General features: G+C 65.5%; 18 protein-coding genes. 10 read left to right on the forward strand and 8 right to left on the reverse strand.

Annotated elements, in window-relative coordinates; all coding sequences use genetic code 11:
- The 6 genes from ASF40_RS20530 to ASF40_RS20555 are packed head-to-tail and all read right to left on the reverse strand — an operon-like array spanning position 1 to position 6,220.
- Positions 1–1,605: a hypothetical protein gene (locus ASF40_RS20530; protein ID WP_056372665.1), complete on the reverse strand. Its 1,605-nt coding sequence runs from the start codon at positions 1,603–1,605 to the stop codon at positions 1–3.
- The gene (locus ASF40_RS20535; RefSeq protein ID WP_157549882.1) at positions 1,605–3,098 is read right to left on the reverse strand and encodes an SCO6880 family protein; all 1,494 of its coding nucleotides are present in this window, start codon (positions 3,096–3,098) and stop codon (positions 1,605–1,607) included. The genes ASF40_RS20530 and ASF40_RS20535 overlap by 1 nt, the downstream gene beginning before the upstream one ends.
- The gene (locus ASF40_RS20540) at positions 3,095–4,636 is read right to left on the reverse strand and encodes a hypothetical protein (RefSeq protein WP_157549884.1); all 1,542 of its coding nucleotides are present in this window, start codon (positions 4,634–4,636) and stop codon (positions 3,095–3,097) included. Before ASF40_RS20540 ends, ASF40_RS20535 begins: the two co-directional genes overlap by 4 nt.
- Positions 4,555–4,851: a hypothetical protein gene (locus ASF40_RS20545; RefSeq protein ID WP_056372671.1), complete on the reverse strand. Its 297-nt coding sequence runs from the start codon at positions 4,849–4,851 to the stop codon at positions 4,555–4,557. The genes ASF40_RS20540 and ASF40_RS20545 overlap by 82 nt, the downstream gene beginning before the upstream one ends.
- A 21-nt stretch (positions 4,852–4,872) precedes the next feature.
- Entirely contained in the window at positions 4,873–5,484 is a 612-nt protein-coding gene (locus tag ASF40_RS20550) for a M23 family metallopeptidase (RefSeq protein WP_056372673.1), read from the reverse strand.
- Between the two features lies 1 nt (position 5,485).
- Complete coding sequence (locus ASF40_RS20555) at positions 5,486–6,220, reverse strand: hypothetical protein (RefSeq protein WP_157549886.1); 735 nt, start codon at positions 6,218–6,220, stop codon at positions 5,486–5,488.
- Positions 6,221–6,603: 383 nt separating this feature from the next.
- Between ASF40_RS20555 and ASF40_RS20560 the strand changes: the two genes are divergently transcribed.
- Positions 6,604–6,927: an ArsR/SmtB family transcription factor gene (locus ASF40_RS20560; protein WP_056372678.1), complete on the forward strand. Its 324-nt coding sequence runs from the start codon at positions 6,604–6,606 to the stop codon at positions 6,925–6,927.
- 1,001 nt (positions 6,928–7,928) lie between these two features.
- On the opposite strand, the gene ASF40_RS20565 is transcribed toward ASF40_RS20560, so the two are convergent.
- Together ASF40_RS20565 and ASF40_RS20570 are read right to left on the reverse strand one after the other, a co-directional pair.
- Positions 7,929–9,011 (reverse strand): ABC transporter substrate-binding protein, encoded by a 1,083-nt coding sequence (locus ASF40_RS20565; protein WP_056372680.1) that lies wholly within the window; start codon positions 9,009–9,011, stop codon positions 7,929–7,931.
- 1,484 nt (positions 9,012–10,495) lie between these two features.
- Positions 10,496–11,632 carry an ROK family transcriptional regulator gene (locus tag ASF40_RS20570; protein ID WP_157549888.1) on the reverse strand — a complete coding sequence of 379 codons (1,137 nt, stop codon included), beginning with the start codon at positions 11,630–11,632 and terminating at the stop codon, positions 10,496–10,498.
- Positions 11,633–11,752: 120 nt separating this feature from the next.
- On the opposite strand from ASF40_RS20570, the gene ASF40_RS20575 reads away from it, so the two are divergent.
- From ASF40_RS20575 to ASF40_RS20615, 9 genes are all read left to right on the forward strand, one after another.
- Positions 11,753–12,895, forward strand: coding sequence for a Gfo/Idh/MocA family protein (locus ASF40_RS20575; RefSeq protein WP_056372684.1), 1,143 nt, complete (start codon positions 11,753–11,755; stop codon positions 12,893–12,895).
- A gap of 110 nt (positions 12,896–13,005) precedes the next feature.
- Positions 13,006–13,338, forward strand: coding sequence for a hypothetical protein (locus tag ASF40_RS20580; RefSeq protein ID WP_056372686.1), 333 nt, complete (start codon positions 13,006–13,008; stop codon positions 13,336–13,338).
- A 170-nt stretch (positions 13,339–13,508) separates the two neighbouring features.
- Positions 13,509–14,564 (forward strand): substrate-binding domain-containing protein, encoded by a 1,056-nt coding sequence (locus ASF40_RS20585; protein WP_056372688.1) that lies wholly within the window; start codon positions 13,509–13,511, stop codon positions 14,562–14,564.
- 462 nt (positions 14,565–15,026) lie between these two features.
- Positions 15,027–16,331 (forward strand): aspartate aminotransferase family protein (locus tag ASF40_RS20590; protein ID WP_157549890.1); only part of this gene is annotated, 1,305 nt, incomplete at its 3' end.
- A gap of 253 nt (positions 16,332–16,584) precedes the next feature.
- The gene (locus ASF40_RS20595) at positions 16,585–17,790 is read left to right on the forward strand and encodes a phosphotransferase enzyme family protein (protein WP_162239880.1); all 1,206 of its coding nucleotides are present in this window, start codon (positions 16,585–16,587) and stop codon (positions 17,788–17,790) included.
- Between the two features lie 51 nt (positions 17,791–17,841).
- Positions 17,842–18,897 (forward strand): substrate-binding domain-containing protein, encoded by a 1,056-nt coding sequence (locus tag ASF40_RS20600; protein WP_056372692.1) that lies wholly within the window; start codon positions 17,842–17,844, stop codon positions 18,895–18,897.
- A 203-nt stretch (positions 18,898–19,100) separates the two neighbouring features.
- A complete protein-coding gene (locus ASF40_RS20605; RefSeq protein WP_056372693.1) occupies positions 19,101–20,576 on the forward strand; it encodes a sugar ABC transporter ATP-binding protein in 1,476 nt (491 codons plus the stop codon).
- The gene (locus tag ASF40_RS20610; protein ID WP_056372695.1) at positions 20,573–21,586 is read left to right on the forward strand and encodes an ABC transporter permease; all 1,014 of its coding nucleotides are present in this window, start codon (positions 20,573–20,575) and stop codon (positions 21,584–21,586) included. Before ASF40_RS20605 ends, ASF40_RS20610 begins: the two co-directional genes overlap by 4 nt.
- 92 nt (positions 21,587–21,678) lie before the next feature.
- Positions 21,679–22,602, forward strand: a complete 924-nt coding sequence (locus ASF40_RS20615) for an ABC transporter permease (protein WP_235560314.1) — start codon at positions 21,679–21,681, stop codon at positions 22,600–22,602.
- Positions 22,603–22,612 lie beyond the last annotated feature (10 nt).

A 22,612-nucleotide genomic window follows, 5' to 3' on the forward strand; every position in this document is an offset into this window, starting at 1 on the left:
TCACAGCTCCTCGGTCAGGTCGCGGGTCTCGGCGGTCAGCCAGCCATCCACACCGGCATCCGCAGGTTCGGGTTGGGGCCAGTAGTCGTCGAGCGCGCCGGTATCGATGACCCGGACGGTAGCGTCGTCGTGGTCGGCAGGACCCATGGCGTCGTCGGTGGCGAACAGCTCGTACTCCCACGGCGTGCTGGTGGCGAAGCAGTCCACCAGGTAGGAGTACTGCCCCACGTAGGCGAGGAACTCGCCCTTGCGCAGCTGCCGCGCCATCTCCACATGCGGGGCGGGCAGGTTGAGCCGGGTGCGCAGCGCGGTCTGTTCTTGGTGGTTGACGCGGAAGATGAACTTGTTCTCGATGTCCCCGACGATCGAGTACGCCAGCGACCGTTCCAGGGAACCGTCTTCGCCGACGGCGTCGAGGTCGCCCATCTTGTGCAGGATGACGATGTTGCTGATCCCGTAGTGCCGGGAGAGTTTCAGCCATTGCTGGAACATCTGCAGCGACGCCAGCGACGTCATGTCCCGCCACCCCTCCTCCCGCACCACATACCGGGTCCGCCGTGCCGCACGATCACTGATCACCGCCTGAATCCACGCCGTGGAACACACCTGCGTCAGCTGGGCCGCCAGATCCCCTCTCGCGAACAGCTCGGAGGTGTCGGTGACGACGATGGGGGCGTCCTGGTCGAACTCCACCGTTGACTCGTCTTCGAACAGCCCGGAGAGGTCGCCTTCCACGAAGCGTCGGAGCACGAACCGGGGCTGGATCGCGCCCTCGGCAGCACGGAACGCGGCATTCGTGTCGCCGGCGAGGTGGCCGAGCTCCTCGTAGACGCCGCGGAGGGTGGGGCGATCGCCAGTGGTAGCGATGCAGCGCTCGAGGGCATCGAGGATGGCGGCGTGCTCGACCGCGGTGAGTCGGTTGCCGAGGGTCATCTCGATGAGCGCGATGAGGGTGCCGATGCGGCGCTGCTTCACCATCTGCTCGTGCTGCTCATCCGACGCCCCCGTACGCCGCGGACCCCGGTCCAGAGGGTTGAGGCGGGTGCCGGTGCCGCCGCCGAGCCGGATCACCCGCCCGCCCGGGATCGCCTCCGCGACGGTGACCCATTCGCCTTTCGGGTCGGAGGGGACGACGACCTGGTGGCCGAACGCGATGGAGCGGGTGACGAGGGTCTTCACGGTCGCGGACTTCCCACCCCGGTACGCGCCGAGCACCAGGATGTTGGTGGAGAACGTGCCGCGTTCGGTGGCGTCGACGTACGCCTCCCAGGGGGAGAAGTGCCAGAGTGAGTCGGCGTTGAGGTCGACACCGAGGATGGGGCCGCGGTGTCCGAGGCCACTGTCGGCGACGAACGGGTAGATACCGGCGATGTGCTGCGAGGTCGCCTGATGTGCTGGGATCCACGCCTTCGCGAGGTTCCAGTACCCCTGCGTGATCCCCGGGCCGAACGGCCCTGGCACCGCCGGCTCCGGCAGGTTCCGATCCCGCCGCGACGAGCGATCGGGCTGCTCCTCCTGCTGCGCCTGGCTGATCTGTTTCTGCAGGTCGCGGCGCTCCTTGCGGGTGAGGCCGGTGGGGGTGAAGGTGGCGGCGTGACGGGTCATCACTTCATCCCCAACCCGACCGGGATCGCGTTCACCATCAGCGCTTCGGCCTGCTGGCAGTACAGGATCTGCGCCTCCATGCCCGCCCGCGACAGCGCGTTGCGCATCCCGGCGATGGCCTGGTCGAGGCGTTCCTCGTCGGGGGCGGTGACGGTGAGATAGGCGCCGTACTGGAACTCGCCGTGCCCGTTCGCGAGCTCCTGCTCCTGCTGCTCCAGCGCCTTCCAGTCCGCCGCATCCGCCGCCGACCCATCCGCCCCCCGCTTGGCGCGCAGCTTCTCGTTCCCGCGCCACACCTTCTTCTCATCCCGGATCCGCTTCAACGCCTTCGACACCGGGACGGGGGTGAGCACGATGGAGAAGATGTGGGTGATCGCCTCCCCGGTGTGCGGATGCCGGGCGAATACGACCGGGGCCAGGAACCCGACCGGGGAGTCGGAGCGGGGCCATTCGTGCACCCACATCGTGGTGTGCACCGCGGAATCGGTGGCCACGATCCCGTTGCGGCCCTTCGGCTCGTCCAGGTACATCGGCCCGATCGCCACCGGGTCCACTCCGGCGAGGGTGTCGGGACGGTTCTGCACGGTCGCGGCGAACTCCGGATCGAACGCCAACCTCCCCAACGCCGCCACCTCACGGGGAGATAGCCAGCGGCGCACCTTGATCTTCGCTGCGGTGAGGGCGTCGGCGAGGTTGCCGGCCTCGATCTGCGCGAGGGCGACGATCGCGTCCTTCCCGCCGCCGAGCGCCTTCAGTTGCGAGCCGAGGATGACCAGGTCAAGGGTGAGGACGAGGTAGTTGCGGTGCGCGACCTCGAACCGTTCCGCGTGGTCCATCACGTCCTGATAGTTGCGGGCCACCGGCGACTCCGGGTTCAGGTCCCGCACCCGCCGCACCGTCTCGTAATGCTCCCGGGCGGCGCGGATCGTGGTGGGCAGGGTGCGTTCCTGCAACGTCACCCGCTTCACTCCCGGCCGTTGCGTGAACGGGCCGAGGACGCGGTCGAATTGCTCGGCCAGGTCGAAGCGTTCCGGCAGGTCGTGCATCAGGAACCCCTGCACCTCGAGCTCCGCGATCACGCTGACGGACCGGTCGTGTGGGTTGTAGGCCGCGGCCGTCCCGTTGCTGTCCCACAGCTGGATCGACGCCCGGGTGCCTGGCAGGTTCAGTGTCCCGGTGAGCCGGGGTTGTTCGGGTCGGAAGGTATGGGTGGTGGCACCGGCGGTGTGGCGGACTTGCTTCATGAGCCACAGTCCCGCCATCCGCGGGGTGGAGACGCCGTGGATGCTGGTGAGCGCGGTGATCCCGAAAAGTAGGTACAGCGGGGCACCGTAGAGGAGGCCGAGGGGGCCGAACCGATTCACGAAAATCAGCACGACCAACGCGGCGGCGGTGAGGAAGGCGATCTGCCACCCGTCCATACCCATGACGACGCCCTGTCGGGACCGGCGCGGCAACCGCACCGGACGAAGGTACTCGGGGGTGGTGCTCATGACGGGCTCCCCTCAGATCGAGGCGGTTGCGGAGACGGTGACGACGGCGGCCGCGGGGACGGAGTTCCCGTCGAGGACGGACTCGTAGGTCGGCCACCGCCCGGGGCGGGGGTGCGGGCAGCCTGTGCGGGAGCGGTCGCACCGCGTGGTGCGTTCGCCTGCCCGGACCGCGCGGATGCCGGCTTCGCCGCCGGGCCGCTCGAGGATGGTCCGGTGCTGGAGGGTCGGATCCCGGAGGGGAGGCCGCCGAGTCGGGTGGGGATGGCGGCGACTCCGCGGGCACCGGTGGCGGCCATCCGGCCACCGTGAGAGCCGAGCCGGGAGCCGATGCTGTCGGCGGCGACCGCGCCGGTGAAGCTGAACAGCCCGAAGATCGCGAACGGCGCGAACGCGACCAGCACCAGACCGATCAGCAGTGGCCACGACTGCGGATTCCAGATCGTCTTCACCGACGCAAGTCCCTGGACGATGAGCGTGACGAACCCGATCGTGAGCGGCGCGGTCAGCAGCAGCACCATCACCGCCGAGAGGTAGCCGACGACCCATTGCGGGCCGATGCGGCGCACCGGGAACAGCATCCACGCCACCGGGCCGACCATGATCAGCGCGGCGAGCGCGATGTTGCGGAACGCGAACACCAACATCAGCAAGAACATCCCCAGCATCAGCAGCCCGTGGATCAGGAACGCGAAGAAGTAGTTCGCCTGCCCGCCCGCCCACATCACCGACTGCAACGTCGAATACAACGACGCCGGCCCGTCGCCGTTGAGGATGTACCAGGTCATGTCATCGACCGCGTTCAACAGATGCCCGGTCAGCCACAACGTGAGCGGCACCGCCGGGATCGCGATGAACGTGCGCACCAGCGCGCCGACCAGCTCGTCCCGGTCGCCGGAGACGACGGCAGCGGCGATCGCCCACACCATCGCCCCGAACGTGATGATCAGGATCGCCCACTGCCAGAACGACCACTGATCCACCGCCGCCGACCACAACAACGTCGACGTATCGAACCGCATATTGTCCGCCACCAGAAACATCACCCCAGTCGCTGCCAGCGCCATCCCGCGCCCCGCGTTCTCGAACGTGAGGCACACCGCGTCACCGAGACTGCACCCGTACTTCACGACTAGAGGAGTCCCGCCATCGGCTTGAATGGTCTGGACGTGCCGCTCATAGGTGGTGCAGACTGTTGCGCGCTCACCGCCCATCGACACCCCCATGAAGCATTGCTGGGCGGAGATTTCCTGGGGGTTGGTGGGAGTGCAGGTGACTTGTCCGCTCGCGCTTTGACAGTCAACGGGGAAAGTCGGCGCCGACCACGGCTCGCCGCTGATCGCGTCCTTCTTTACCGGCGCCATAGTGTCGGCGGTGTTCGCGTGTGCGGCCGTGCCCGAACCAAGCACGAGTGCGATGCCTGTAGCGAGACCGAGCCGGAGCAGCCAGCGGACGTTCATCAGAAGCCGAAGTCGAAGTTCACGAACCAGGCGAACAGGCCGGACGCGGCGCCGAGCACGGCGGCAGCGATGAAGATCCACAGGATGTTCTCGCCCGCCCAGGTCCGCACCCGATCGTTGGCGAGGCCGCGGAATGCGAGGGCGGCGCCGGCGATGATCAGCATGATCAGCACTACGAGCATCGCGCCGGCCAGGATGTAGGACGCGACGACTTGGAAGCCTTGGAAGAACGGGGCGGAGAAGTCCGGTTGGATGTCGGGGACGTCGACATCAGCCGGGACGATGTGTGTGCGCATGGGGCTGCTCCTTGCTGGTTGCTACTTCAGTTGCAGGCCTTGGCTGGCCATGAACGGCTCCGGATCTACCGGAGTTCCGGACTTCTGAACTTCGAAATGCAGATGGCACCCGAACGACTTCCCGGTGTTGCCCTCCGCCCCCAGCGGTGCCCCCGCGGCGACCTGGTCGCCGACGGAGACGTGTAGTGATCCCCATTGCATGTGCCCGTAGAGCGTGACGAGCTCGCCGCCGTGATCGATGCGGACTGTGTTGCCATACCCCTGCCACGACCCTGCGGTGATCACCCGACCGGGACCGGCCGAGTAGATGGTGGCGCCGCAGCCCTGGGCCATGTCGTAGCCCTGGTGATTCGTGGAGCAGTAGCCGCAGCCCTGCACCGGGTTGTATCCGAACCCGCGCCCCTTCGAATACCCGCCGCCCAGCGGGAAACCCCACTCCCCGCTCGCGACCGAGGCGGTCTCGACCTTCGTCGGCACCGTGCTCGCGGCGCTGCCGGCGAGGGCGAACGGGATTGCCAGCAGTGGGGTCAGCAGCAGTGCGGCGACGAGCGCGAGGATCAGGAGAGCCCCTGTCAGGATCTTCCGTCCAGTCCTCGAGTTGAGGGCTGCGGCGGTGATCACCGGGGCTGCCATGTCAGGGCTCCAACGGCTCCGTGAAGTAGCGGACCACCTTGCAATCGCCCGCCCGCTGCGCGGAATCCGGTGTCGGCACCGACCCCGGCCCGCACAGCACCTGCACGCTCACCCGCACCTGTTCCTCATACGACGTCTCCCCGCCACTGCCATCCGACCGGCTGAACGTCAACGTCACATCCGACGTGCCAATCGCCATGTCACCCGACGTGTCATCCGTGACCGGCACATAGACGAGCTCACCGGTGGTGGTTGCAACCACACGCCCGTCTTCGCCGGCCAATGAATCCCACTCCTGCTGCGGTAGCACCACCGCCTGCCGGAGCAAGCCCTGCGACTCAACCATCGCGGCCTGCTGATCTGCTTCCGCGATGAATCTCGTGTCCGGGGTGAACCAACTGTCGAGGTAGACGAGCCAATCGTCGCGCTCGCTCTTCGTGGTGTCGAAGGTGGCCGCGGCTCCGAGGGCGGCGCGGATGTACACCTCACGATCCGTTGTGATCGGCTCCGGGAGCCAGCCCTGATCAACGACCGACGCGTCAACCACGTCATCCGCCAGTGGCTCCGCCGTCGACGTCGAGGCAGTCGGCTGGGGTGTGTTGTTGTCGGTCGGACCCGGTGCGGATTGTGCGAGTAGGGAGCTGACAACAATCGCCACGATCCCGGCGATGAGGACGAGGCCGCCGACGATGGCCCACACGAGTCCGCGGCGTCCTGACGTCTGGTTCGTCGTCACCGGTCAGCCCTCCTGATCATTCAGGACGGCCACCGTGCGCATACGGGACGCGCTGGGGGACGGTCGCCGTGCACGCAGTCTACGCACGAGACCGTCCAGGAAGGGCCCCAGAATCGGAAGGTTGTGGAGAACCAACGAGACCGACGCGAATGGGGAGGAGGCGCTGTAGTGGAGCGTGGACAGGCTGCACCTTAGACCTTCAACCAGGTGGATGTCTGTCCGCCATTCGGGGGACACAGCGCGTCGCTCGGCGCAAACAGCAGGCCCACCGGGCGCGACGCTTCCGAACATGACCCATACGGTATAGCAAGATGGCACTGAAGTACACAACTAATTGGGATGGTTTTCTAGACTCGCCACCCTCAGTGCGACAGACTTGGCCCATGCCCCGACTCGCGCAACCGGCCGGCTCTGAGGATGCTGAAGAGCCTGTCGCTCTGCTCGGCAACCTTGTCAAGGCATCGATCCTCCGGTACGTGAGGACCAACCCGGACACGACGATGAAGCCCATTTGTGATGCGCTCGCACTCGGCCCCACCACCATTCATCCACGTCTCGTGGAACTCGAGACCGCCGGCCTCGTCATGGCCGACCCGCCCATGAGCGACGAGCAGCCGCGCGGCGGCGTGTGGGTGAGATACCGGGTCAACAATGAAGCCGTCACCGACCTGTATCTCCGGCTTGGGGCGGCGATTGGTGAGTTCTGAGATGTCACTGTGAGGTCGCGGGTTCAAGTCCGCTCCTGCTGCCGAAGTATCTCGTTTGGCCAAGGTTTGCTTGTCCGCATGAAGGGACAGGGAGTCGATGTCGTCAGCACTATTGCTCGAGGACCGCGTTGCGCGGCAGGCAAAGCGATCCTGGCCTGGACGATCACTGCGGAAGGTTCACGCACCCCGACAGTGATCTCTCGAATCGTGAACTGCTGGAACGTGCGGAGCGCGAGCGTTGTGAACTTCCGCTCGTAGACCCTCCTAGGTGCCCTCGGACCCGGCGAGGTCGACCTTGAAGTCGTCGAGGCACGCGGCTGCTAGCTCCCAGAACGGCGAGCCGGCCGCAAGGCCGTCGCCGGCGCCTCGATGCGCAGTCGTCGTGATAGTGCGTTCTTTGCAGCGTTTGGAGACCCCTACGCGGCTGCTTGCGGCGTCCGCCCCCCAAACCACGGAATCTCGTCGACGCACCAAAGCGCCGCGCCGGGATCTTGGTCGCAGTGATCTTACCGAACGTCCCTGTCGGCAGCCTCGGGCGGCCGGTCATCAGCCCGCGCCTCGCAGCCAGACTTCGCCCGCCTCGTGGAGACTGTCCAGGCAGTTCCGCTCATCGGAGACTCGGTGCGCAATTCGCGACCGATACCTATGCCGGCCGGGCCGCGACCGTCGGCGCGGGTCCTAGATCGTCTGCAGGTGCACGCCCGAGATAGCCGGCGAACTCACTGGCGTTGAGAATCGGCTCGGTGCCGAGCCGGAGGCGTCCGGCATTCATGCGTAGTAGGTGCACCAGGAAACCGAGACGAGGCGAGCACCTTGCTACTGGGCGTCCGCGGTGCTCGCCGACGAGTAAGCACAAGTTTGTTGAACGGGTGAGCATCTGGTTATCCAGATGCTCACCCGTAAAGTGTGATGGGCAGTGCCGGCTCGGCGCACCGCGCTGACGCCCGACGCTGGCGTGCTGGCTCGGGGTCTGTCAGACACTCGCGGTGCGGTGTTCATCTTCAGTCCTCGCCGAGCCCTGCCGCCGAGATGGGCGCTTCGCCCTCGGCTTCGAGCTGCTTGTTGAGCAGGCGCAGATCGAACAGGCCCTCGATCGAGCCGTCCTTCTGGGTGCCCGCCTGGATGCCGTTGTCGACGAGGGTCTCGAACGTGTCGGCGTGCGGGTCGACCGAGAACGTCACGTGCTCGAGCGCACGCTGGATGACGGCGTCCGCGAGCGGCTTGCCGGTCTCCTTCTCGATCGCGTCGTTGATGACAGCCGGCGCCTCGTCGGCGTTGTCGGCGATCCACGTGACGGCGGCCTCGTGGCCCTTCAGCAGGTCCGCGACGACATCGGGGTGCTCGTCGAGGAACTCCTTGCGCACCAGCAGCACGGTCGTGGGGAACTCGCCGTCCTCCCACAGGTCCGCCTCGTCCTGCAGCACGTGCGCACCGGCGTCGATGACCAGCCGCGACACCCACGGCTCCGGCAGCCAGGCGCCGTCGAGCTGCCCGTCCTGGAACAGCGTCAAGGTCTGCGCGTTCTCGGTCGGCGTGATCTGCACGTCGCCGCCACCCGACGTGTCGGTCTCGAAGCCCTGGTCGGCCAGCCACACCCGGGCCGCCACGTCCTGCGTGTTGCCCAGCTGCGGCGTCGCGATCGTGGTGCCTTCGAGGTCGGCGGGGTCGTCGATGCCGTCACGCACGACCAGCGCCGCACCGCCGGTGGCGGCACCGGCGATGATGCGCGCCGACTCGCCGGCGGACTGGATGAAGGTGTTGATCGACGGGTTCGGGCCGATGTAGGTCGCGTCGATCGCGCCGGCGGTGAGCGCCTCGATGGCGGCGGGCCCGGCGTTGAACACCTGCGTGGTGATCGTGACGTCGTCGCCGACGGCGTCCTGGAAGAGGCCCTCCTCCAGTCCCACCAACGCGGGCGCGTGCGTCACGTTGGCGAAGTAGCCCAGGCGCAGCTCGTCGACCGAGGGCCCGGCGTCGCCGCTGGAGGTCTCGCTCGGTGATGCTGCAGCGGAGGCGCAGCCGGCCATCATGGCCGCCACGAGTCCCAGGGTTGTGAGTGCTGTCGCAGTGCGGATTTTGTTCACGGTGTCGCCTTCGGTCGCCCTATCGAGTCGGACCCCAGCGGGCCCAATCGGTGAGGCTAGGGGCGAGGACTGGATGGAAGAAGGCTGATCGTCAAGCGACGACTTCTTCGGAAACCGTCCGATATGCGAGTTGCACTCGGGTTTCCTGGACGCGGTTCACCAAATCGTCAGTAGGAGGCGGCGTGGCAGATCGCTCCTCGTGGTCTGCCGGATCGTCGCGGACACTCCGTGGGAGCGCAGCGCGGACAGGGCACTGCTCGCAGCATGAGCGTCGTGACCGAACGGTAGGCCGTCGGACCGACGCGCGGCTGCAGCCAGCGACTACGTGAACGGGGGGGGATCAAGCCGAACTGCAACTGCTTGTCGGACCATGCGTCACGCTGGCGGTCGGACCTGGAGGCTCCTCCAAGAACGACCGCGCCGCAACCGGAGCGATCTACCGCGCGATGGCACCGAGAGATCTGGCGGACCCGTCCCGTCGGCGTGGTCGACTTCGACGGCGGAGCCGCAGCCTGCCGAGGCCTTGAACGCGGCTGTGAGGGCTTGCGCCGATGGCCTCGATTCTGCGGGGCCCCGAACGATACCTGGGCGGCAGGCCGGCGCAGCCTTCTGACGCAGCGATATTCCCGGTGTCGAGTCCCGGCCCCCAGCGGGCTTGCGACCGCGCGAGCGCGGCTCAGGTCCTCGGACGCCGCAACCACTATTTGCGGCGTCCGAGAACCGTCCGTGCGCCCCATGCGCAAGGGAGGTCAGCGGCCCCAGCCCCAGAGATCCCCCAGGTAAGCGCCGAATCGGATCAGTTCCCAGGATCGGATCGTCGCTTGAGACCTACGGTACCTTGTCCCCCTAATGGGGGACAAGGTGCAGACGGGAGGGGTTGCGGGATCGCCGCACAAGAAGCTGGAGATCGTGCGCGTGAGCCACAGCGCGCTGTCGAGTCGCCGAGCTGCGAGAGGACTGCCGACGGTGCGCGCGAGGATTGGCGCGTCGCACGGGATGTGGATGAACTCGGGCCATCGACGTGCTGACCGGCCGCTTACCGGAGGAGGGAGGACGTTCGCATCACGCGTCAGCGGTTTTCCCTCGGCTGTCGGTATGCGCGAGCGAGCAGCGGTGGCACGGCGTCCCGCCCGGCACCCTGGGGCTGTCGGGTGGGACGCCGCTCCAACACGACAGCTGTCGGGGGAGAGTCAACTGCCGGAAACAGAGACGCGCGACCTGAGGAGCTATTACGCGGATTTCATGAATGTGACAGCAAAACTCAGCAGTGCTAGGCGCTGGGGTGTCCTGCGCTTGAGTGGATTGACTTGTCCACCGCCGCCAGGATCCGCGACGCCTTGGTCCCGCCTGCTCGCACGCCCGGCCGTCGGGCTCGGCTGACCATGCCTCCGCTCCTACGTCTTGCGCGAGCTGGCATGGGAGGTCACCAGGTTGGGAGGAGCAATGGCCTGCCCGCGAGTAGGTTGGCGGACCTCGGGATCACGTCAGGATGCGATCCACTGAGGCACCCCTGCCGCTTCCAGTGCCAAGCGATGCGCTTCAAGGGCCGCGCCGGCAAGCGGTGTGACCTGACTGGTCACGAACCGGGGCGGATCGGTCGTAAGCATCGCCACGCGCTCGGCCAGTGCCGCAGTGAACTCCGGAAACTCGCTGAGAGGGCCGCCGAACGCGATGGCGCTGGGGTTGAGCGAGATCGCCATATTCGCGACCGCGAGCCCCAACGTCGAAGCGATAGCCCGCGCCGCTGGGGGAAGGGGGCGCCGCCCTAGCAACGCGACCGCTGTCGGAAGGTCGAAGACATGGCTCCCCGCCTTTCCGAGTCCCAATCCGGCGAGCTTTTCGGTGATGTCCACGTCTTCTGATGGGTCCGGTCGAAGGTAGCCGATCTCACCTGACAGCCCGCGGCGTCCGCGCAGCAGCCGCCCGTCGAATAGCAGGCCGGCGCCTAGTCCATCGCCGAGGTAGACGTAGATGAAGTCGTCGCAGTCTTTGAGTGCTCCCGTTCGGTGCTCCCCGATGGTGGCCCAGTTGACGTCGTTGTCGATCACCAGGCGTTCGGCCTCGTGCAGCTGGAGCTCTGAGCGGGGCCTGAAGTTTGGTGCGGGGAAAACAGACTTGGACAACACGATCGGGTCGCCGGTGTCAGCGTCGACTGGATCAGCGATGGAAACGGCGGCTGCCAGCAGCGGGACGGAATACGCCGCCGCGGACTCCGCAAGCAATCGATTAGTCGTTGCGGCTACATCGTCGAGCTTGTGATGCGGTGCGGCCCTTACTTCGAGTGTCGATTGAACTGTGCCGTGCAGGTCCATTGCCTGCACCGTGATGAAGTCATTGTCGATCACGACGGCGAGCGACCGTCCGAAGCCCGGGTTGAGTTCGAACAACGTCGCGACGCCCCCACGCCGGCCCTCGCGAATGCCGACGTCTCGGAGGACGCCTCGATCCACGAGTCGCGTGACCGCTGCCGCTACCGCCGGTTTCGATAGCCCCGATGCCTCGGCGACCTCGGCGCGAGACATCGGCGCGCGTGCGTCGCTAAGGACAGCGAGCACATGTTGGTCGGTCATCGATGCCAGGACTTCCGGGCGCGGGGCGATGAGACGTGACGTGGTCGTCACTCGGTCATTGCTTGACTCCACCGAAGTCCTTCCCTATCATCATGGAATTATTCAGTAACCGTAGATTACTGAATCGGTTCTCCGCCAACGGATGGGCCGACGGACTACCGGAGGGACACCATGGCGCGCAGTGGCGCAGTAGGCATCGGCGTAATCGGCGCGGGCATGATCAGCGATCAGTACCTGTCCTTTCTCGCGAGATGTGCAGACGTTCGTCTCGTTGCAATCGGGGACGTGAATGCCGAACGAGCCGCTGCCCAAGCGGATCGGTACAACATCCCAGTGTCCGGCGCACCCGAGCGGGTCCTGGACAACAACCAGGTCGAAATTGTCCTTAACCTTACAATCCCGGAAGTCCATGTCGAGGTCTCCACGAACGCTCTGCAAGCGGGGAAGCACGTGTGGAGCGAGAAGCCCATCGGAATCGACCGGGCATCCTCCAAGAGGCTAGTCGACCTCGCGCAGGAGAAGGATCTTCTTCTGGGAGTTGCCCCGGACACCGTCCTCGGGCCCACGTGGCAGACCGCAAAGCGTGCGATCCAGGACGGCGTGATCGGAACGCCCCTCACTGCGGTGACAGCCTTCCAGGGGCCCGGGCCTGAGGTCTTCCACCCGAATCCGGGCTTCCTGTACGCGCGGGGCGCAGGTCCGCTGTTCGACATCGGACCGTACTACTTGACAGCGCTTGTCCAGCTCCTCGGCCCCATCGCCGAAGTCCTCGCCGCCGGACATCGCAGCCAGGACCACCGCGAGGTTCTGGTCGGGCCCAACGCGGGGGAGCCGTTCCCGGTAGACGTGCTCACTCATATCGCGGTCGTGAGCAACTTCACCGGAGGTCAGACGGCGTCCTCTTTGATGAGCGCCGACATTCCGCGCCACAAGCACGGTGTATTCGAGGTGCACGGCACGGAGGGAACCCTCGTGCTGGGAAACCCCAACTATCACGGTGAGATACCGATCCTTCGCTACGGAAAGAGTGCCGAAGTCGAAGGAATCGAGCTCATCCAGCAATCCACGACCATCCCGGAAGTCGGTCCCCTGACGACGCGGGGTGTGGGAGCCCTCACCATGGCTCGAACCGTCCGCAACGGCGGGGAACTTCATGTCGCGACCGGTGAGCTCGGCTACCACGTGCTGGACGTCATGGTGAGCATCGAGGAATCGGTGGCCACCCGCGGGTACGTGTCTGTTGAGAGCACCCTCGACCCGATTCCTGCCCTCCCGGCCGACTTCGACCCGTTCGAGGCAACCCTCGTTCCGTGACGGCGCGTTCGTCTCATGGACACGGGTGAGAAGCCGCTTCAAGCCCAACTGTCAGCGCCGGAGGCTACGCGCTTCTGGGCCCACGCGAAATCAATCAACAGAGGAGAACCATGCCCACCCAGATCTTCGCCACCTACCGTCTGCACGACGGAGTAGACCCGGCCGCGTTCGTCAAGTGGTCCCGCGAGGTGGACCAGCCGGCCTGCCGGCAGGCGCCCGCTATCCATTCGTTCAAGGTGTACCTCGTCGCGGGCGACAGCGTCGACATCAAGGGCGGGGTCGTAGAGGGGAACTCGTTCAACGTCGTCGAAGACATCGTCGCCGAGAGCTGGGACGCGCTTCAGGCGACGTTCGCTTCTGAGGATTGGAAGGAAATCGGGTCTGCGTGGGGCACATTCGCAGACGAGAACTCCTTGCAGTTCCACCTGTCCGAGGTGATCTAGAGCACACCCACGGTCTGCGCAGGACAGGAATGACGTTCTGCGCAGACCGTTCACAGCCGATGTAAGCCGGGCACTCCTGCGGCCGTGCCGCTGCCCATCCGACGTACCAGTCGGGCAACCCGAACGGCTCTTCGCACGGCGGAGACCACGAAGTACAAGGAAGTACAGCAATGAAGAAGTCTCGTGCACTGAGCATCATGGCGGGCGTGCTCGTCCTCGCGCTCGCCGTTTCCGGGTGTAGCGGCGGTGCCGCCGGCGGCGAGCAGTCTCAGGGTGGCGGTGATGAGGATCAGCAGTACGTCGTCGGTATCAGCAATACCCTGGCCAGCAGCCTGTGGCGGGAGCAGATGATCTGCTCGATCAAGGCGGAGGCTCTTGCCAGCGGCAAGGTCTCCGAAGTGATCACCATCAGCAAGGACGGTGGCCCGACCGAGCAGATCCAGGACCTGCAGAACCTCATCTCGCAGGGTGTCGACATCCTCGTCGTCAACCCCTCCGACCCCGAGAAGCTGAACTCCATCATCGCCGAGGCCGACGCGCAAGGCATCACCGTAGTTGCCGTGGATTCCGCCGTCACGGCGCCGGAAGCACACGTCATCACGAACGACCAGGTGGCATGGGGCGAGCTCGAGATGCGCAAGCTCGCCGAGATGATCGGCGGCGAGGGTGACGTGCTCTACATGCGTGGCATCCAAGGCGTCCAGGCCGACATCGACCGTGACACCGGGGTGAAGGCGGCGCTCGAGGACTACCCCGGCATCAACCTCAAGGAAGTCTGGACCGGATGGGACTACACCAAGGCCGGCGAAATCGCGGTGCAGGAGTTCAGCGCCAAGCAGTACGACGCCGTCTGGACGTCGGGGCCGGACTACCCGGTCGTGAACGGCATTCTCACAGCTGGACGCGACCTTGTCCCTATCGGAGGCCAGGGCTCGAACGAGTTCATCAAGCAGCTCACCGAGGGAGCTGAGGGCGTCCTGGTTACCAACCCCCCTGCCATCGGAGGCGCAGGTCTGAACGTCGCACTTCGCGTCGCCGGCGGCGAGGACGTGGAACACGACACCATCATCGACCCGGAGGTGTTCACCTCAACGGACAACGCTGCCGACCTGGCCGGGATGTATCTCCCTGACGAGGCTCCGAACTTCATCACCACGCTGTCGGTGCCCGGGCTGACCACGTACACCGACGAGCAGGTCCTGGCTTGCAAGGGCCCGGGCGAATGACGGGCGCCCGCGCCTGACATATGCGGGCGGTCACGTAAACCAACGCGACCGCCCGCAACTGCATCCACTTATGGCCCGCCTTTCGACTGGACCCCGCAGCCGTCGACGCTGCGTGGCCGGGCACCACCAGCTCTTGGAACGCATCCCCTTGGCCCTAAGTGAGGGCTCCTCTGCATGCACGGATGGCTGCTTTCGCTTGCGCTGCGGGGCCTGAACAAACCTCTTGCATGTTTGTACCGTTCACGTATGATGATCGAAACAATCATCTTCCGTCGGTGTGACGTGGCTGCGGCGGCGTTGTTGATGGGGTGATGGGTCTTTGTTCGCGGATTGGATCGGATTTCAGTTATGCCCATGATCAACGGGTTCACGCCTGGCCAGAGTGNTGACGTGGCTGCGGCGGCGTTGTTGATGGGGTGATGGGTCTTTGTTCGCGGATTGGATCGGATTTCAGTTATGCCCATGATCAACGGGTTCACGCCTGGCCAGAGTGACGGTCTGTCTGCGGACGATGCAGTTCTGCTCGACCGGCGGCGGGCGGTTCTGGGGGATATCTACCCGCTGTTCTATACGGCGCCGTTCCATATGACGCGGGCGCGGGGCACTCGGGTGTTCGACAGCGCGGGCCGGGAGTACCTGGACGCGTATAACAATGTGCAGGCCACCGGTCACTCCAATCCGGCGATCGCGGAGGCGGTTCATCGTCAGCTGCTGGTGATGAACACGCACACCCGTTACCTGCAGGACGGGATTGTGGAGTACGCCGAGCGGCTCACGGCCACCTTCCCCGTCGGGATGGACCGGGTGGTGTTCACCAACTCCGGGTCCGAAGCCAATGATCTTGCCATCCAGATCGCGCGGTGGCGCACCGGGAACGACGGCATCATCGTCACCGCGAACGCGTATCACGGTGTCACGGGTCTGACCGCCCAGATCACGCCGGAGAACGGCGGGGCGATGCCGATCGGACCCCACGTGCGCACGGTCGACGCGCCCGATACCTACCGCGACGGCGACAACGCCGGCACGGTCTTCGCCGAGTCCGTCCGACGGGCCATCCATGATCTGCAGCGTCACGGTCACGGGGTCTCGCTGCTGGTGCTGGACACCATCATGTCCAGCGACGGGATCTACCCCGGTACCCCCGGGATGCTCAACGAGGCGTTCGCCGCCGTCCGCGAAGCCGGCGGCCTCGTCCTTGCCGACGAAGTCCAGCCCGGCATGGGACGCTCCGGATCAGCGATGTGGGGAGTGCTGCGACACACCCACGATGTCGACTTCCTGGTCTGCGGCAAACCGATGGCCGGTGGGCTCCCGGTGGGATGCCTGGGCATGAGCAGCGAGCTCAGCGACGCCTACGCCGTCGATCACCGCTACTTCAACACCTTCGGCGGCAACCCGGCCACGATCGCCGCGGCGACCGTGGTCCTCGACGAAGTCGAGAACGGGCTCATGCGCAACGCCGACATCATGGGCCAAGCACTGCAGAACACGATCACCACCCTGTCCCAGGACTACGACTTCGTCGGCGACGTACGCGGCAGCGGCCTGTTCATCGGCGTGGAGATCGTCACCGACCGCACCACCCGCACACCCGACGGGGCCACCACCCAACGCCTCGTCGATGCCATGAAAGACCACGGCGTCCTCATCTCTGCCGTCGGCGCCGCCGGCCAGGTCCTCAAAATCCGACCGCCCCTCACCTTCTCACCCGAAGACCTCACCTGGTTCAACAACGCCTACACCGCCGCCCTCCACGACGTCGCCNCCGGCCAGGTCCTCAAAATCCGACCGCCCCTCACCTTCTCACCCGAAGACCTCACCTGGTTCAACAACGCCTACACCGCCGCCCTCCACGACGTCGCCACGCAAGGCAAAACCGATGCGCGGGCTCCGAAATCCGACGTGGAGAGTTCACAGCGGTAGCGCCGGGCGACGAGACGCCCGTCACTCATCCGACACCTGCGGAGAACCTCAACGGTCCTCCGCAGTGAAGACCTCAAGTACAAGGAAGTACTCGATGAGAAAGACCCTCGCCATCGGCACCCGCATCGGCGGACCGCCGCTCGGAGCTGTCAGCACGGCGGCGACCAACCCCTCGCCCAACCAGCCTGGGCCGGAGGTGCAGCGTCGCGGGCACCAAGACGCCTTGTTTCCGCCGCGTTTCGATCACGTAAGAGTATCAACTCGATCGTCCGATTTGATTGAATCAATCATTCTCTTTGCCCTACAGTCCGTGGATATGCACCAAGAGGAAGAGAAGACAAACCGCATGGGCGATTCGGAGAACTACCTGCGGCATGTCATCGAGAAGGAGTACGGCGTCGGGTCGGTTACGTCTCTGCGGGCGGTTCCGTCCGAAGCGGATCTCACCGCGATCGTTGAGACGTCAAGCGGCACCGTTGTTGCCAAGACGACCACCGACGACTTCGGGCGGTGGAGCCTCACTCTGCAGGCGAAAGCTCAGTTGCGGCTGCGGGAAGAGCCCCTGCTGAGCGACTTGGTCCCCGCTGTCATCGCGAACGACGCCGGCGAACACCTGACGCGCGACGGGGATGCCACGACGATGTTGATGACGTTCCAGCACGGTGCGTCCATATCGGACGTCGAGCTGACGAAGGCGTTGGTGCAGGATGTCGCGTACCTGCAGTACCAGTGCGCGCAGCAGTACGCCGGCTTCACGCCGGACATCGACATGCGGGCCTACGCACGGCCGTGGGACCTCGGTTCGTTCCGCGCCCACAACTACGACCTGGAACGCTATCTCGAGCCAGACGAGCTGAAGCTCGCAGACGAAATCTTCGCGGGAGTTGCTTCCGTCCACGAACGCAGGCGACCGGTCAGTCCCTACGCCGCCTCGCAGTTCATCTTCGGCGACTTCAACCTCTCCAACGTCCTGTGCACCGACGGGTCCGTGTCAGGCCTGATCGACTTCGGCGACGCGGTCGTTGGCACCCTCCTCGACGACATCGCCATCGCCCTGTGCTATCTGCAGCTTCACGACCGTGCGCTCGAGCGCGGCACGCTCTTCGACGTCTACATGACCGAACTTGCCAAGTACCAGGACCCGCCGTCCAGTACGGAACTGGTCGACCTCGGCCATCTCGTGCGGGGACGAGCGCTGATGGTGCTTCTCAACGGACGGGAGGTGGCGCGGACGGAGCCGGCGCGCAGCGCGTACGCGCTGCGTTACGACTCTGCCGCCGCAGCACTCCTCGCCAACTGAACCCTTGCAACACGCGTATCACCCATCCATCACAGAACAGGAAGTACAGCAATGAAGAAATCACGTGCACTGGGCGTCCTCATTGGGGGACTCGTTCTCACCTCCCTCGCTGTCGCAGGCTGCAGCAGCGGCGGAGCAACCGCCGAACCTCAGGAGAGCGGCGGTGGTGACGAGCAGTACGTCGTCGGTATCAGCAACACGCTCGCCAGCAGCCTGTGGCGGGAGCAGATGATCTGCTCGATCAAGGCGGAGGCTCTTGCCAGCGGCAAGGTCTCCGAGGTGATCACCGTCAGTAAGGACGGTGGCCCGACTGAGCAGATCCAGGACCTGCAGAACCTCATCTCGCAGGGTGTCGACATCCTCGTCGTCAACCCGTCCGATCCCGAGAAGCTGAACTCCATCATCGCCGAGGCCCAGGCGCAGGGCATCACCGTCGTCGTCGTGGACTCGACCGTCACGGCGCCGGACACCCATATGGTCACCAACGACCAGGTCGCGGTGGGCGAGCTCGAGATGCGTGGGCTGGCTGAGATGATCGGCGGCGAGGGCGACGTGCTGTACATGCGTGGCATTCAGGGTGTTCAGGCTGACATCGACCGTGACACCGGGGTGAAGGCTGCGCTCGAGGACTACCCCGGCATCAACCTCAAGGAGGTCTGGATGGGCTGGGACTACACCAAGGCCGGTGAAGTCGCGGTGCAGGAGTTCACAGCGAAGCAGTACGACGGCGTCTGGAGCTCCGGGGCCGACTTCCCGGTGGTGAAGGGCATGGAAACCGCCGGAGCCGAGCCCGTGCCCGTCGCCGGAGAGGGGTCCAACGAGTTCATCAAGCTCCTGTCCGAGGGCGCGCAGGGTGTGATCGTGACGAACCCGCCCGCCATCGGGGGCGCTGGCCTGAACGTCGCGCTCCGTGTGCTCGATGGGGAAGACGTGCCGTACAGCACCGTCATCACCCCTGAGACCTTCAACACGACGGACAACGCCGAGGAGATCGCGGACATGTACCTTCCGGGTCAGCCGCCGCGGTTCCAGACCACGCTGTCGGTGCCGGGCCTGACCACCTACACCGACGAGCAGGTCCTGGCGTGCAAGGGTCCGGGCGAGTGATCGCTGGGGTCTGAGCACATCACATAAAGGGGCGGCCGCGGTCGATGCCGGGGCCGCCCCCAACCCCACCGNCTGGCGTGCAAGGGTCCGGGCGAGTGATCGCTGGGGTCTGAGCACATCACATAAAGGGGCGGCCGCGGTCGATGCCGGGGCCGCCCCCAACCCCACCGCTGGGGTTGGTTTTGGGAGGTTGGAGAGGGCTGATGGTGGAGCCGCTGCTTACTGCTACGGGTGTGTCTAAGTCGTATGGTGCGGTGCGTGCTTTGAAGTCTGTGGACTTGGAGGTGCGTCCTGGTGAGGCTCATGCGTTGTTGGGTGCCAATGGTGCGGGTAAGTCGACGTTTGTGAAGATCCTGACTGGTGTTGTGGGGTTGGATGCCGGGTCGTTGGAGATGGATGACGGGCCGTTGGCGTTGGCTAATCCGCATCAGGGGCTGGGGCGGGGTATCGCGTCGGTGTTCCAGGATCCTGCGTTGATTCCTGATTTGACGGTTGTTGAGAATTGTCAGTTGACGGGTAGTTCGGTGCCGCGGGTGCGTGCGGAGCTGGAGAAGATGGGGTTGGGGGCGCTGGATCTTCGGGAGAAGGCCAGCCGGATTCCGTTGCCGTTTCAGCGGATGATCGATCTTGCTCGGGCGCTGAGTCATGAGCCGCGGTTGCTGATCCTTGATGAGATCACTGCTGCTCTGCCGCGGGATTTGGCGGAGAAGGTGTTCGAGGTGATGGCGGAGCAGGTTGCTCGGGACCGGGCGGTGTTGTTCATCTCGCACCGGTTGGACGAGGTGATCCGGTATTGCACGATGTGCACGGTTTTCCGTGATGGTTACACCGTTGCCACGTTCGCTCCGACCGAGGGTGGGGAGCGGCGGATCGTTGCCTCGATGCTGGGTGAGGAGGCTGCCGTTGACCGGTCGGACTTCATCGAGCGTGCGCCGGTGGAGCTGGGAGAGACGTTCTTGCAGGCTGAACTGGTTACCAGTGGCCAGGCGGAGGATGTCACGTTCGAGGTCCGGTCGGGTGAGGTGGTCGGCATCATCGCGCTGGAGGGGCAGGGGCAGGATGATCTGTTCTCTTGCCTGGCTGGGCAGACCCGGGTCCGTTCGGGCGCGGTCACGTTGCGGGGGACGGAGCTGAAGGCTTCGCATCCGGCTGACGCGATCCGCAAGGGGCTGGTCCTTGTTCCCAGTGATCGGTTGATGGCGTTGCTTCCGCAGCGGCCGGTGCATGAGTCGATAGCGCTGCCGCTTCACGCCCCGTTGCGCAAGTGGGGTCCGTTCAGTCTCACGAAGGAACGCAAGGTTGTCGCGTCGGTGATCGACAGGCTGTCGATTGATACGCGTGCGGCGGCGCAGAGCCGCCGGCTGTCTGGTGGTAATCAGCAGAAGCTGACGATCGGCCGGTGGTTGGCGGCGGGGTTCGACACGATCCTGCTGTTCGACCCGACCCGGGGCATCGATATCGGTGCGAAGCATCAGATCTATGACTTGGTGCGTGATCTGGCCGCCGACGGCAAGGCGGTCCTGATGTATACCAGTGAGCTTCGTGAGGCGAACTTGGTGTGTGACCGGATCCTTGTGCTTCGCCGGGGAACCATCGTCGGGGAACTGAATCCCCGGGCTACTGAGAAAGAGATGTTGCAGGCCATGTATGGCGTCATCGAAGAGGAGGTCAGCGAATGAGCGCGCCACCCCCGGCTCTTGTCTCGACGACAAGTCTGCCCACCCCGTCCACGCCGTTGCAGCGGTTCCGTGAGAGATACGGCTGGGTTGTTGCGATCGCGGTGCTGCTGATTGTGCTGTTGTTCTGGCGGGCCAGTCAGCTGCCGGTGTTCGGCGGTTTCGCGGTGCGCACGATCACGGCCGGCTCGCTGTCGCTGGCGTTGGTGGCTGTCGCGCTGGGCGTGGTGGTCATCACCGGCGGGTTCAACTTCGCTGTCGGGTCGATGGTCGTCTTCATCAACTGCTTCTCGGCGTGGCTGATGGAAGGGCAGGGGCTGGTCGCGTGTCTGCTGATCGCGGTGCTGTCCATCGGGCTCGCGGTGGCCGTCTCCGCGCTGATGGGGTGGATCTCGGTCATCTCCGGGGTGCCCGACATCGTGGTCACCCTGGCGATGAGCTTCATCCTTCCCGGGGTGGCGCTGCTGATCCTGGGCGGCCCCGGCGGGGGCACCTCACCGGAGTTCGTGAACCTGATCGTCGGTGACTTCTCCAACCCGTTGCCGTCGCTGCTGTGGCTGATCGTTCCGCTGCTGCTGGTGTGGTTCCCGCTCTCCCGCAGCCGTTACGGGAAGGCGCTCTACGCCATCGGAAGCGACAAGCAGGCCGCGTTCCTGGCGGGTGTGAACGTGGGACGCACCCGCGTGCTCGCCTACGCCGTGTCCGGGTTCTTCTGCGGCCTGGCCGGCATCGTCACCACCGCCTACACCGCGAGCGGGGAACCGCGAGCGAGCATCGGCCTGGGGCTGCTGCTGAGCGCGGTGGCCGCGGTCGTGCTGGGCGGCATCGCCCTGCAAGGCGGCACCGGCGGCATGATCGGCCCCGTCCTGGCCGCTTTCATCCTCAGCCTGATCCCCGCCCTCATGCTTGGCCTGGGCATCGACCCGAACACCGCCGAGACCGTCCGCGGCGTGATCCTCATCATCGTCGTCCTCATCGGCGGCTGGCTACAGACACGAAGGAGAGTGTCATGAACGCGAACCTCAAGGCCGAGGCGACTCCGCCGGCCACCAGCACCGAACCGCGACGCAAGCGAAGCCTGGGCGAGACCCTCCGCCGTCAACCCGTGCTGGTGCTGGGCCTGGTCTTCATCGTCCTCTACCTCATCACCGGGCTGCTGGACCCCACGATGTTCTCCGCCGCGGGAGTGCGTTCCATCCTGCTGCTGGCAGCACCACTGGGCATCTTCGCCGCCGCGCAAACCCTGGCCATGCTCACCGGCGGCATCGACATGAGCATCACCATGACCGCCAACCTCGCCGCCTACGTCGCCGCGAACTTCGCCGGAGCCAGCCAGCTCGAAGCACTCGCGTTCGCGTTCGGCATCGGCCTGATCGTCGGCGTCCTCAACGGCATCGGCATCGGCGTGTTCAAAGTCAACGCGCTGATCATGACCCTCGGCGTCTCCTCCATCCTCCTCGGACTGACCATCGTCGGAATGAAAACCGGAGGCATCCTGGCCGGATCCAAAGACATCCTCCCCATCGTGTCCTACCTCGGCGGCGGGTCCCTGATCGGACCCATCCCTGCCAGCGCGCTGGTCTGGATCCCGCTATCGATCGCACTGATCTGGGGGCTGAAGCAAACCGGACTCGGACGAGCCATCTACGCCATCGGTGACAACCCCACCGCCAGCCGACTCGGCGGCATCCGCGTCCCGCTCGTGCTCATCGCCGTCTACGCCATGTCCGGACTTCTCGCCACCCTCGGCGGGCTGCTGTTCTCCGGCATCTCCTCCTCCATCGGACCCGACCAAACCAACGGCTACCTCCTGCCCGCCATCGCCGCCGTCGTCATCGGCGGAACCTCCATCCTCGGCGGCATCGGCGGTTACGGCGGCACCATCATGGGCGTCCTCATCCTCACCCTCCTCAACCGCCTCCTGCTCACCCTGGACACCAGCGAAGCCATGCGCCAAATCATCTTCGGCATCATCGTCCTCACCCTCGCCTGGGTCTACGTCCGCATCTCCGGCCAACGCACCACCTAACCCCCATGAT

Source organism: Microbacterium sp. Leaf288 (assembly GCF_001422925.1).
Taxonomy (GTDB): Bacteria; Actinomycetota; Actinomycetes; order Actinomycetales; family Microbacteriaceae; genus Microbacterium.